Below are 12,189 nucleotides of genomic sequence, written 5' to 3'. Positions count from 1 at the left end.
AAAGTATTTGTCTGTAGGTTTTGTAAAAAAGCGCTAAAACTGCCACCGGACCCATTGGCATCGTTTGCGTCGATTTTGTGGTGTTAGGTTTTAGAATAAGTATTGGCCGTGGTTATTTGCCGATGCAGAACTCGGTGAAGATGCTTGTGAGAAGGTCTTCGGAGGAGATGTCGCCGGTGATTTCACCCAGCGCCGCGAGAGCGTGGCGGAGGTCGGCGGCCAGCAGCTCGGTGCCGCGGCCGCTGTCGAGCCCTACTTGTACGGCCCCTAGGTGCGCGGCGGCGGTTTCAAGGGCGCGAGCATGGCGCACGTTCGTTACGATGGTAGCGGAAGCTGTGTTTTCGAGCGCAGTCCCGCGCACCTGCGTGAGCAAGGCCGACTGCAGGGCTTCCAGCCCCAGGTTTTGGCCGGCCGCCAGCATAACCAATGGGACGGCTGCCTGCGAAATAGAAGCGGCCGCATTGAACTCCGCGGCAAACGCGTTCTGAGCCTCGGGCGAGGCCAGGTCGGTTTTGTTGCCAACGGCCAGCACTGGTAAATCCAGCCCGGTGGTAAGCTCCTGAATTTCGGCCTGCACTTCAGCGGGCGTCAGCTCGGTCAGGTCAAACAAGTATAGTAGCAGCGCTGCCTGGCGCACGCGCTGCCGGGTGCGTCTTACCCCAATGGCTTCTACTTCATCGGCGGGATTGTCGCGCAGCCCGGCAGTGTCTACGAAGCGGAACCGTAAGCCATCGATGCTCACCTCATCCTCAATGAAGTCGCGGGTAGTGCCCGGGATGGCCGAAACGATGGCGCGCTCCTCGCGCAGCAAGGCGTTGAGCAGCGTGGACTTACCGGCGTTGGGCCGGCCGGCAATCACAGCGGTGATGCCGTTTTTGATGACGTTGCCTAATTCAAAGGAGCGGAGCAGGCCCGCTACCACCCCCCGCACTTCGGCTAGCAGGCGGGCCAGCCCGGTGCGGTCGGCAAATTCCACGTCTTCTTCTCCAAAATCCAGTTCGAGCTCCAGCAGGGCAGCAAACTTGATGAGGCGGGCCCGCAGGTCGCGCAGCTCCTGCGAGAAGCCCCCGCGCAGCTGGTTCAGGGCCACGCGGTGGCTCAAGGCTGAGTCGGAGGCAATGAGGTCGGCCACGGCTTCGGCCTGGGCCAGGTCGAGGGCGCCGTTGAGGAAAGCGCGCTTGGTGAATTCGCCGGCCTCGGCCAGGCGGGCTCCTTGCCGGAGAAGCAGGGCCAGCACCTGACGCACCACGTAGTCGGAGCCGTGGCAGCTGATTTCAACCACGTCTTCACGCGTGAAGGAGCGAGGGGAGCGGTAGAGGGCTGCCACCACCTCATCGAGGATGGCACCGCCGTCGGGGTCGCGAATCGTGCCGTAGTGCAGCGTGTGTCCACCCGCTTCGGCCAGGCTTTTCTTGGAGAAAACCGAAGCAGTAATGGTGATAGCGGCCGAGCCTGAAAGGCGAATGACAGCCAGCGCGCCCGCGCCCGGTGGCGTGGACAATGCGACAATGGTGTCGGAAAAAATTGTCTGGACCACGGGTGTTTTTCGGGTTAGGCAGGTTGCACAGTTTCTGTAAAAGAATGCGCGGGAGGGCTATTCAGTTACAAACAAATTGCAGGTTACTTCGGCTGAAATCAAAGTGGTCCGCTCGCGATTTACCTTAATTTCAAACGAATTATCAAATGGAACCTTATCCAGTACTTCAACCAAGGAGCCGAGTTGCAGGCCCACTTTGTCGAGGTATTGCAAGAAGGGCGCGGTGGTGTTTTTGACCGCTGCCAGCGTGCCGCGCTCGCCCACGGCCATGTCGGCCAGGAGGCGGTGGGTGGGGCGACGCATGGCCCCGTCTTCGGCAGGAATGGGGTCGCCGTGCGGGTCGAGCGCGGGGTGGCCCAAAAAGGCGTCGAGGCGGCGCATAAGCAAAGGCGACTGCACGTGCTCCAGTTCTTCGGCCACTTCGTGTACCTCGTCCCAGTTGAAACCCAATTGCTGCACCAGGAATACCTCCCACAGCCGGTGCTTGCGAATGGTGAGCAACGCCAGCCGCTGGCCTTCGGGGGTCAGTTGCACCCCGCGGTAGCGCTCGTAGGCTAGCAGCCCTTTGTCGGCGAGGCGGCGCAGCATGTCCGTGACGGAGGCCGCGCGGGTATCCAGGGCACCGGCGATGCGATTGGTACTCACGCCGGCATTATCAGGCTCAGCTTCGGCCAGCTTGTATATAGCTTTAAGGTAATTTTCTTCGGTGTGGCTGGGCATCTATTTTAATTAAAAATTAAAAATGAGGAATTAAAAATTGAGTCGCTTAGCAAGCCGTGCAGGCTCCGGGGTAACTTCAAGGTTTAATTCCTCATTTTTAATCGACTGGCCCTAGAACTTCAGCAGGGCCGATGCCCAAGTGAAGCCGCTGCCAAAGGCGGCCAGGCACACCAGGTCGCCGCGCTTAATTTTGCCTTCCTGCACGGCTTCGCTAAGGGCGATGGGCACGGAAGCGGCCGTGGTGTTGCCGTAGCGCTGTATGTTGCTGAACACCTTATCATCGGACAGGCCCATTTTCTGCTGCACGTACTGGGTGATGCGCAGGTTGGCCTGGTGGGGAATGAGCATGTCAATGTCGGTGGGCTGGAAGCCGTTCTGGTCCAGGGCCTCTTTGATGACCTGCGGGAAGCGGACCACGGCGTGCTTGAACACGTTTTGGCCGTTCATGAAGGGGTAGAGGTCCTGGGGGTTGTCCAGCACGTACTGCAGGCGGTTTTCGCGGTTGGAGCCGGGCTCCTTCACAATTAGCTCTTCGGCGTGCTCGCCCTGCGAATGCAGGTGCGTGCTGAGGATGCCACGGCCTTCCTCGGTACTGGGCCGTAGCACTACCGCGCCGGCGCCATCGCCAAAGATGACGGAAACGCCCCGGCCCTCGGGCGACTTATCGAGGCCGGAAGAGTGGATTTCAGAGCCTACCACCAACACCGTGTCGTACATGCCGGTGCGCACAAACTGGTCGGCTACCGAGAGGGCGTAGATGAAGCCCGAGCACTGGTTGCGCACGTCGAGCGCGGGGGCGTTGTTGTACATGCCGAGCTCGCGCTGCAACAGCACGCCAGAGCCCGGGAAGAAGTAATCGGGCGAGAGCGTGGCAAAGACAATCAATTGCACGTCATTGGCCTCGACACCGGCCATCTCGAGGGCTTTGCGGGCGGCGTTGGCGCCCATGTTGGCGGTCGTGTCCTTGCCCTCCTCAAACCAGCGCCGCTCCTGAATGCCGGTCCGCTCCTGAATCCAGGCATCGGAGGTATTCATTAAGGGTTCAAGCTCGGCGTTTTTTACAACCCTACTGGGCACGTAGTGGCCGACACCGGCAATATAAGACTGACGTAAAGTTGCCATGGATGACGGAGAATGGTGTAGGAATTCTGAATTAGAAATGCTGCGTGTAGCGCGCCTTGTTTACTTACAAGCTCCGCGGTTGACACAAAACGGGGGGCAAAGGTGGCAGTTTAAACGAAAGAATCTAGCAAAAGCCACAACTTTTTGCCTTCTGCAGCCCATAGTACGTCAGTGGGCAGGCCAAAAGGATAAAAATTATCCTTTTTCAGCAAGTAAGCCAGCGTGGTGGCATCTAGTGGCTGGGTAAAGTCGGTAGAGACACCGGCTTGGTGCTGGTGCAGCAGTTCCTGCCACAGCGCATTGGGGGATGAAATTACTGGCAGCCCATGCGCAAGGTATTCAAATAGTTTGGTGGGCCGGCAGCGTTCCGTACTGGGGTGAGGCCGGTAGGGCAGCAGCCCAAGGTGGTTGCGGTTAATTTCCGCCACGATTCGCGCATGCGGCACCAATTCGGCCCCACCAACCAGCGTGAGCCAGGCTGCATCCTGCGCTACCTTTTCCTGTATCTGCCGAAGTAAAGCCGGCTGCTGGCAAAAACCCACAATGGTGAGATGGGCGCCGCCGGGCCAGGCGGAGTGCAACTGTTGGGCAAAGGCAATGGCTTCCCACACCCCATTGAGCTCCGAAATAGTGCCCGAATAAAGCAAGCGCATGGTTTCAGTGGCCGCAGGGATTCTGGTGGGCCTGTCTGGCATGGTTTCGCCTAGTGCCGGCTGGTACTTGTTTTCCAACACCAGCACGCGGCAGGGCGGCAGGGCGGGCACAAAGGGAAGCTCGTCGGCATAGCTCGCCTCAGCCAGAATAATGGCAGCCGCTTGGTGGGCCGCCTGGCCCTCGACCCAGCGCAGCCCCGCGGCCAGCCAACGGCGTGTGAGTCCCCGATATACCTGCTGGGTAAAGATGTTGAGCGCGTAGTTTTCGCGGATGTCGTAGATGAACCTGCGGCCCGGGCCCAGCTTTTGCCAGAGCATCGTGAGAGGAAGCAGCTCCGGGGCATGCACTATCACCAGCCCGGGTGCCAGGCGCTGCAATAGCCGCCAGTAGCGCCACTGAGCCGCCAGCCGCCCCAGACTCAGCCGTGCTCCTCTAAAAATGCTGTGCTGATAAATGCGTTGACCGCCCCGGTCGGGGTAGGTTTCATAGCCTTTGGCGCCCTGGCCCGCCACATGAATCTGCGTATGGGGCCGGCTGACAAGGGTTTCAGCAAACTTTCCCCGCATGCGGGTATCGTCGACCGGTTTGAGAACGGAAGCCAGCAGCACCACTAATTGAGGAGGACCAGAGCCAAGCACGGCCCAAAGATGGTAGTTTTGCCGCTTCTAAGGGGCACTGGCATTTTTCAGCGGCCTCGCCAGATGATTATTTTTCCTTCAATGTCAGAATTTCAAACCCTCATCGAGCAAGCCTGGTCCGACCGGGCCCTGCTCCAAAATCCCGAAACCCAAGCCGCCATTGCCCATGTCATCGAGGAGCTGGACAAAGGCCGCCTGCGCGTAGCCCAGCCCACCACCGACGGCGAAGACTGGCAGGTCAACGACTGGGTTAAAAAAGCAGTCATCCTGTATTTCCCGTTGCAGCAGATGCAGACCGAGTCGGTAGGTCCTTTTGAGTACCACGACAAAATGCGCCTCAAAACCGACTACGCTGGCCAGCAGGTGCGTGTGGTGCCTCCCGCCACGGCGCGCTACGGTGCTTTCCTGGCTCCTGGCGTCATTCTGATGCCCAGCTACGTGAACATCGGCGCCTACGTGGGCGAAGGCACCATGGTCGACACTTGGGCTACCGTGGGCTCGTGTGCCCAAGTGGGCAAGGGCGTGCACCTGAGCGGCGGCGTAGGTCTGGGCGGCGTGCTCGAGCCCGTGCAGGCAGCTCCCGTAATTATTGAGGACGGTGCCTTCATCGGGTCGCGTAGCATTTTGGTAGAGGGCTGCCGCATTGGCAAGGAGGCCGTTATCGGAGCAGGTGTTACCATCACGGGCAGCACCAAGATTATCGACGTAACGGGCAGCGAGCCCAAGGAATACCGCGGGTATGTGCCGCCGCGCTCGGTGGTTATCCCTGGCTCGATTCCCAAGCAGTTTCCGGCCGGCGAATACCAGGTGCCTTGCGCACTGATTATCGGCCAGCGCAAGCCCAGCACCGACTTGAAAACGTCGTTAAATGATGCCCTGCGCGATTTCGGCGTTTCTGTCTAAACCACGGATGCGGCAAATTTCACGGATTCGTAGACGATTACCGTGCGCTGCCAAAACAAAGAAGACCACTCATATGAGTGGTCTTCTTTGTTTTTTTAATTCCTGTAGTAGAGGTCATTAGTGCCAACTACAAAATCCGTGAAATTTGCCGCATCCGTGGTTTAGACACCCGCTTTCAGTTTTTCGCCAAACAGGGCCTTCACCTTGTCAACTTTGGGTTTAGCTACAAACTGGCAATAAGGCTCGTGACCGTGCTGGTTGTAGTAGTTCTGGTGGTAGTTTTCGGCGGGGTAGAAGGTGGGTGCGGGCAGAATTTCGGTCACCACGGGATTCGGGAAAGCATGGCCGTCGTTCAGCTTCTGCTTGTATTCCTCGGCAAGCTGCTTTTGCTCGTCGTTGTGGTAATAGATGCCTGAGCGGTACTGGGTGCCCACGTCGTTGCCCTGGCGGTTGAGGGTGGTCGGGTCGTGGGTTTTCCAGAATATTTCCAGCAGCTCTTTGAAGCTAATAATCGACGGGTCGAAAGTGATATCGATAACTTCGTTGTGGCCCGTGAGGCCGCTGCATACTTCTTTGTAGGTCGGGTTGGCGATGCGGCCTCCGGTGTAGCCGGACACGACTTTCTCCACACCTTTTAGATTTTGAAATACGGCCTCGACGCACCAAAAGCAGCCGGCACCGAACGTTGCATGTTCCATATTGTTGGGATTGATTCTTCGTTTCAACAACAACGCGCTGGATATCGTGCAGGTTATTGTATTGTCGATACAGACCAAAAAAAACGTCATGCTGCGCGCTGCAGCATGACGTTATAATATTAGAGCCTAGCCAGACGCCCTACCGGCGAAACCGTTCCGCTACCACCAGGTCTTTGGAGCCGGCCGTGTATTGGTAGAAGCCTTCGCCGGACTTGGCGCCTAGGCGGCCGGCCATCACCATGTTCACGAGCAGCGGGCAGGGAGCGTATTTAGGGTTGCCGAGGCCTTCGTGGAGCACACGCAGGATGGCCAGGCAGACATCCAGGCCAATGAAGTCGGCCAGCTGCAGGGGGCCCATGGGGTGGGCCATGCCCAGCTTCATCACGGTGTCGATTTCCTCTACACCGGCAACGCCTTCAAACAAGGTGATGATGGCCTCGTTTATCATGGGCATCAGAATGCGGTTAGCCACAAAGCCGGAGTAGTCATTGACTTCCGTGGGCGTTTTGCCCAGCTGGCGCGACAAGTCCATGACCTGATTCGTAACGGCATCGGAAGTAGCGTAGCCACGGATAACCTCCACCAGCTTCATGACCGGCACGGGGTTCATGAAGTGCATGCCAATCACCTGCTGGGGGCGCTTGGTGACGGCCGCAATTTTGGTGATGGAGATAGACGAAGTGTTCGACGCCAGAATGGCATCGGCGGGCGCGTATTGGTCTAGGTCGCGGAAGATTTGGAGCTTCAAGTCCACGTTTTCGGTGGCGGCTTCTACCACCAGCCCGGCGCCGGCCACGCCCGCTTCCAGCGAGGTGAAGGTGCTGAGCCGGCCCAGAGTTGCCGCTTTGTCGTCTTCGCTCAACGTTGCTTTGGCCACCTGACGGTCCAGGTTTTTGGTGATGGTGCCCAGTGCACGGTCCAGCGCGGGCTGGCTGATGTCGATAAGCGCAACGGTGAAACCGTGCTGTGCAAAAACGTGGGCAATGCCATTGCCCATGGTACCGGAACCAATAACGGCTACGTTCATAACTAGCGGGAAAAGTAGGGAAGGGTAGGAAAAAGCGGCCAGATGGCACGCTGCTGCAAAGCTACGGTGCCATACTCAACTGCTCTTTTTGTTTGCATTGTTGAAAATAATTTTTTGATTTATTATATCCTTTCCAGAGCATGGTGCGTACAATGCCGCAGAGACACTTCTCTTTCACCTCCTTCACTTTCTTCAGTCATGGGCAACCTCCTGTATATCATCGCCGTCATCCTAGTAATCATTTGGGCAATCAGCTACTTTGGTGGCTTCTTTACGGGCGGCATCATTCACACCTTGCTCGTAATTGCAATTATTGCCATCCTCCTGCGTGTAATCAGCGGACGAAGCGCGGTGTAGCGATACATTGGAAATAAATAAAAGCTAAAAAGCCGCCCTGATTGCTCAGGGCGGCTTTTTAGCTTTTGGCAGGTTTGCTTATTTGCCTATGTTGTATAGGAAACTGAAGCGAATAACCAAGCCGGGGTACAGCGAATAAATGGTGTTGTCGAAATTGTAGAGACCCACAATGTCGAGTGCCGCTTTGTCGCCTACGTACTGGCGGTAGCCTACGCCGGCCAGAGGTGTCGTCACCGTGCGGTTTACCTTGTTGAAATAACCAGACCCGTCATCGGCAATCAATTGGGCATTGGTTACCTCGTACTCGGCATGGAGAAAGAACTCTTTGTACACGATGTACTGTGCAAACGCTTTCAGGCCCAGGCTGCTCGTGGAAATGCTTCGGGCACCTGAAGCCGTGATGGCGTAGCCATCGGGCACCGAATAGCTGCTGTAGGCGTAGGAAAGGCCAGGGCCTACAGCAAACTTATCAGTGATGCGAAAGCCCAAAGCAGGGGCTATGCTGCCGTTGAACTGCGTGAGGCCGTTGAAGGACGAGAAGCCAAGGCCAAAATTCGAGTAAATGAATTTTTTGGTGAGCGTTGGGCCATACTCACCACTTTTTACCACGCCCCGGTTGGGGAAATCCAAGCCCGAAGGAGCGTCCCGAGTAGGCTGTGGAAACCGAGGAACAGGTTCATCCTCGGGCTGTGGCTGCGGCTCGGGCTGGGTAACTGGTTCCTGGGTTGGAGCGGGCACAGGCGTAGTTTCGGCCGGGCGAGGCTGAACAGGGGGCACAGCGGGAGGAGCCGAGTTGAGCACCGGCTTTTCCTGCGCTTGAGCGCGGTGGGCAGGCAAGCAAGCCACGCCGGCAAGAAGCAGCAGGGGAAGCAGATGGCGTTTCATAGGAGGAAGAAGGATGAAAAATGAGGAATGAAAATGAGGAATGACCGAAGAAAAGGATGAGCAAGCGTCAATTCTTCCTTTGTCATTCCTCATCAATCGCAGCATTAAGCCATTTTATACATTTTCTGGCGTTGCGACTTTAGTGTCTCGTCAGCCAGATATTCTTCGTAGTTCATGCGGCGGTCCAGAATGCCATCGGGCGTGAGCTCGATGATGCGGTTGGCAACGGTTTCGATGAACTGCAAGTCGTGCGAGGCAAACAGGAGGGAGCCCGGGTAGTCGCGCAGGGCATTATTCAAAGCAGTGATGCTTTCCAGGTCCAAATGGTTGGTTGGGTCATCCAGCACCAGCACGTTGCCGCTTTGCAACATCATTTTGGAAAGCATGCAGCGCACTTTTTCGCCCCCGCTCAGCACGTTGCTTTTCTTCTGCGATTCCTCGCCCGAGAACAGCATCCGGCCCAGGAAGCCTCGGATAAAGCTTTCGTCTTTTTCCTCGGAGTACTGCCGCAGCCAGTCCACCAGGTTCAATTCGCCGGAGCTGAAAAACGCGTTGTTTTCCTTGGGGAAATAACTGGGCGTGATGGTGGTGCCCCACTTGTACTCGCCGGTGGCGGGCTTGGCTTCGCCAAAGAGAATGTCGAACAGGAGGGAAGCGGCGCGGTCGTCGCGGCCCACGATTGCTACTTTGTCTTTCTTGTCGAGCGTGAAGCTGACGTTTTTAAACACGGTCTGGCCATCGACCAGCGCGCTCAGGTTATCCACGCTCAGGAGTTGGTTGCCCGGCTCACGCTCCGACTTGAAGGCAATGTACGGGTATCGGCGCGAGCTGGGCTTGATGTCTTCCAGGGTCAGCTTTTGCAGCAGCTTCTGACGGCTGGTGGCCTGCTTCGACTTGGAGGCGTTGGCCGAGAAGCGGCGCACAAATTCCTCGAGCTCCTTGCGGCGGTCTTCGGTTTTCTTGTTGGCGTCCTGGCGCTGGCGCAGCACCAGCTGGCTGCTTTCGTACCAGAACGAGTAGTTGCCGGGGTACATCGTGATTTTGCCGAAGTCCAGGTCAGCCATGTAGTTGCACACCGCGTCGAGGAAGTGGCGGTCGTGGCTCACCACAATTACTGTGTTCTGAAAGCTGTCCAGGAAGTTTTCGAGCCAGAGCACACTCTCAGCGTCGAGGTTGTTAGTAGGCTCGTCCAGCAGCAGCACGTCGGGGTTGCCAAACAGGGCCTGAGCGAGCAGCACGCGCACCTTTTCGCTGGCGCCAAGGTCAGCCATCAGCGAATGGTGCTTGTCTTCCACAATACCGAGGCCGGAGAGCAGCTCGGCCGCTTCGTATTCGGCGTTCCATCCTTCCAAGTCGGCAAACTCGCCTTCGAGCTCGGCGGCGCGCTCGCCGTCAGCGTCGCTGAAATCAGCCTTAGCGTAGAGGGCGTCCTTCTCGGTCATCACCGCATACAGGCGCTGGTGGCCCTGAATCACGGTTTGGAGCACCGGCTGATCGTCGTAGGCAAACTGGTTCTGCTTGAGCACGGCCAGGCGCTGGCCGGCAGGCATGTCGACGGAACCCGTGTTGGGCTCGAGCTCGCCGGAGAGAATCTTCAGAAAGGTGGATTTGCCTGCCCCGTTGGCGCCAATAAGGCCATAGCAGTTGCCGGGCAAGAACTTAGCGGTAACATCTTCAAACAGGATGCGCTTGCCGTAGCGCAGGCTCACATTGGTGGTCGAAATCATTCAGTCAGAAAATAGTAGCAAACAAAAAAGCGCGTAGATAGGCGCAGGGCCGCAAAATTACGCAATAGCGCGCTGGCTAATATCCGGACTGCAGAAAGTAAGTCCGGTTCGGATGAAAATAACTGACTAACTGGCGAATTAGTGCCATGACCATATGTTAAAAAGTCGAGATATCAAGTAAAAAACACGTTTTGTATAACTTCTGGACGGGAGAGCAAGTATAAAAAGCTAAACGGCCGCTGGGCCGGCTATTTCTCACTTACTTAATTGACCTTCGGGTATGGCTGACCACTCAATCACCCCAGAAAACAACGGCATGCGGATAGGTATTTTCACAGCCGTAGCATTGATGGCGTACACGGGGATTGCTGCACTAGCAGGTTTCCTTGATAAAATTGAGGCTGGCACGCTCGATATTTTAATATTGATTGTGGGCGTTGTGATGGCCATTAAGCGCTTCAAGAAATCGCGCGGCAACAAAATGACCTATCTGCAGGGATATGGCACCGGCGTGGTCACGGCTATTGTAGCCTCTGTATTGCTGGCGGGCTTCTTCTGGTTGATAGGAGGGCTTAGCGAAGGCGTGATGGGCTCGGTAGAGCGCATTCAGGCACGTGACCTGTTCGGAGCCGACCTTGGTATTCTTATTGGCGGGCTAGGCATTATCTTGCTGGGGTCCATGACGGGTGTAATTACCTCGCTGGTGGCCATGCAGTATTTCAAAAGCCCTGACCACCAGCCCGTAGCCAGCATGGACTAGCCCCAAATAACTAACCCGTGCTGATAAGCAAGAGAAGCAGCAGGCTCAACCGAGCTTGCTGCTTCTTTTTGAAATATATAAAAAAGTAAATTTTTATAATAAAAGTTAGAGAAAACAGAACCAAACCAGTACCTTTCGGACAATTAGCACCTCAACTGCAAAAACCTTCACTTCACACTCTTGATTTTTATGTATAAAATCATATTTACTCTTTTAGGTTTGTTTCTCACTTTGGGCTCTTTTTCGGCCCATGCCCAAATGGCCGACCGCATGGCCGAGCATCCTACGTTTAGCATGGCTTCGATAAGCAAAGCTGCGAGCGATGATGCCATTATCATGACTCGGGAAATGACCAACCGGCTGCACTTAAACGAAGGGCAGTTCTTATACCTGTTGCCTTTGAACCGGACCCGGCTTGTTGGCCTAAAGCAAATCAACCGCGAATACCGCAGCGACAATGCCACCCGTGCAGCCAAAATTGCCGAGCTCGAAGCTCAGTATGAGCAGGCCTGCGGCCGCATTCTCACCCCGTCGCAGCTCAGCCAGTTGCAGCACGACATTGACCGCTCGACTACAGCCCCCGGCAACGGCCTGGGCTAGTGCCCGCCCAGTAAAACCATCAAAAAAAGGCCCGCCAAATGATTGGCGGGCCTTTTTGTTATCTGCCGGAAGTGGTAAGCGGGTCAGTTAGTACTTCGGTAACAGTGCCAATGGGGCCAAAGCGGATGCTCAGGCAAGGAGCCCCGGAACGGACATGGCGGCCCTCGCAGTGGGTGCCGGGCTCCAAGTAGTAATAGTAAACCTTTTCGGTGCCGGCCCGGAGCTCTTCTTCGTCGGGGGGGCCTAGCAAGGCCGTAACGTCGTTTGCACGGGCCTCGTAGAGCTGTTCTTTGGCGCTAATCAGAGCTGGCACGGCGCTGCTCCGCAGGTTTCGGCAGGCGTAGGGGTCGCTGCGCCAGGTGGCAGCATCAAAGCCGGGGAGCTCGGGTAAGGCGTGGCCGCAGCCCATCACAAGGCTGCCTAGCGCAAGCACTACAAGAAAGCGGGCGCATGGGGCAGGCAAAAAAGAAATGGGCATCAGAAAAAATAAGTTAACCGAAGCGGCGTTTTAGGTGAAGAAGCGAAGCTAAGCACTAAATTTGGCCTAGTTGTGTATAGGGT

Annotated in this window: 13 protein-coding genes; 4 read left to right on the top strand and 9 right to left on the bottom strand. The window is 56.6% G+C overall.

From position 1 onward, the window contains the following. Window positions 1–112: 112 nt before the first annotated feature. The 4 genes from mnmE to ACP7AJ_RS06090 form a co-directional block, all read right to left on the bottom strand. Entirely contained in the window at window positions 113–1,537 is a 1,425-nt protein-coding gene (mnmE, locus tag ACP7AJ_RS06105) for a tRNA uridine-5-carboxymethylaminomethyl(34) synthesis GTPase MnmE (RefSeq protein WP_426059306.1), read from the bottom strand. 57 nt (window positions 1,538–1,594) lie between these two features. After that, window positions 1,595–2,257 carry a metal-dependent transcriptional regulator gene (locus tag ACP7AJ_RS06100; protein ID WP_426059305.1) on the bottom strand — a complete coding sequence of 221 codons (663 nt, stop codon included), beginning with the start codon at window positions 2,255–2,257 and terminating at the stop codon, window positions 1,595–1,597. Window positions 2,258–2,368: 111 nt separating this feature from the next. Next, the gene (locus ACP7AJ_RS06095; protein WP_426059304.1) at window positions 2,369–3,379 is read right to left on the bottom strand and encodes a 3-oxoacyl-ACP synthase III family protein; all 1,011 of its coding nucleotides are present in this window, start codon (window positions 3,377–3,379) and stop codon (window positions 2,369–2,371) included. Window positions 3,380–3,489: 110 nt separating this feature from the next. Continuing rightward, window positions 3,490–4,671: a glycosyltransferase gene (locus ACP7AJ_RS06090; RefSeq protein ID WP_426059303.1), complete on the bottom strand. Its 1,182-nt coding sequence runs from the start codon at window positions 4,669–4,671 to the stop codon at window positions 3,490–3,492. Between the two features lie 81 nt (window positions 4,672–4,752). Between ACP7AJ_RS06090 and ACP7AJ_RS06085 the strand changes: the two genes are divergently transcribed. Next, window positions 4,753–5,574: a 2,3,4,5-tetrahydropyridine-2,6-dicarboxylate N-succinyltransferase gene (locus ACP7AJ_RS06085; RefSeq protein ID WP_426059302.1), complete on the top strand. Its 822-nt coding sequence runs from the start codon at window positions 4,753–4,755 to the stop codon at window positions 5,572–5,574. A 161-nt stretch (window positions 5,575–5,735) separates the two neighbouring features. Here ACP7AJ_RS06085 and msrA read toward each other — a convergent pair whose 3' ends face one another. Continuing rightward, the gene (gene msrA, locus ACP7AJ_RS06080) at window positions 5,736–6,272 is read right to left on the bottom strand and encodes a peptide-methionine (S)-S-oxide reductase MsrA (protein WP_426059301.1); all 537 of its coding nucleotides are present in this window, start codon (window positions 6,270–6,272) and stop codon (window positions 5,736–5,738) included. A gap of 139 nt (window positions 6,273–6,411) precedes the next feature. Next, window positions 6,412–7,299: a 3-hydroxybutyryl-CoA dehydrogenase gene (locus ACP7AJ_RS06075; RefSeq protein ID WP_426059300.1), complete on the bottom strand. Its 888-nt coding sequence runs from the start codon at window positions 7,297–7,299 to the stop codon at window positions 6,412–6,414. 198 nt (window positions 7,300–7,497) lie between these two features. Between ACP7AJ_RS06075 and ACP7AJ_RS06070 the strand changes: the two genes are divergently transcribed. After that, window positions 7,498–7,656 (top strand): lmo0937 family membrane protein, encoded by a 159-nt coding sequence (locus ACP7AJ_RS06070; protein ID WP_125921607.1) that lies wholly within the window; start codon window positions 7,498–7,500, stop codon window positions 7,654–7,656. A gap of 78 nt (window positions 7,657–7,734) precedes the next feature. Here ACP7AJ_RS06070 and ACP7AJ_RS06065 read toward each other — a convergent pair whose 3' ends face one another. Continuing rightward, entirely contained in the window at window positions 7,735–8,541 is an 807-nt protein-coding gene (locus ACP7AJ_RS06065) for a hypothetical protein (protein WP_426059299.1), read from the bottom strand. 104 nt (window positions 8,542–8,645) lie between these two features. Beyond that, window positions 8,646–10,268, bottom strand: a complete 1,623-nt coding sequence (locus ACP7AJ_RS06060; protein ID WP_426059298.1) for an ABC-F family ATP-binding cassette domain-containing protein — start codon at window positions 10,266–10,268, stop codon at window positions 8,646–8,648. A gap of 280 nt (window positions 10,269–10,548) precedes the next feature. Here ACP7AJ_RS06060 and ACP7AJ_RS06055 point away from each other — a divergent pair, with 280 nt between their 5' ends. Together ACP7AJ_RS06055 and ACP7AJ_RS06050 are read left to right on the top strand one after the other, a co-directional pair. Further along, the gene (locus ACP7AJ_RS06055) at window positions 10,549–11,028 is read left to right on the top strand and encodes a DUF4199 domain-containing protein (protein ID WP_426059297.1); all 480 of its coding nucleotides are present in this window, start codon (window positions 10,549–10,551) and stop codon (window positions 11,026–11,028) included. 219 nt (window positions 11,029–11,247) lie between these two features. Next, a complete protein-coding gene (locus tag ACP7AJ_RS06050) occupies window positions 11,248–11,628 on the top strand; it encodes a hypothetical protein (RefSeq protein ID WP_426059296.1) in 381 nt (126 codons plus the stop codon). Between the two features lie 58 nt (window positions 11,629–11,686). Here ACP7AJ_RS06050 and ACP7AJ_RS06045 read toward each other — a convergent pair whose 3' ends face one another. Continuing rightward, window positions 11,687–12,106, bottom strand: coding sequence for a hypothetical protein (locus tag ACP7AJ_RS06045; protein ID WP_426059295.1), 420 nt, complete (start codon window positions 12,104–12,106; stop codon window positions 11,687–11,689). Window positions 12,107–12,189: the final 83 nt, after the last annotated feature.

It is taken from the genome of Hymenobacter sp. B1770 (assembly GCF_049896385.1).
Lineage (GTDB): Bacteria > Bacteroidota > Bacteroidia > Cytophagales > Hymenobacteraceae > Hymenobacter.
The sequence above is the reverse complement of the archived record's forward strand: the minus strand, read 5'-3'. Positions and strand labels throughout refer to the sequence as shown.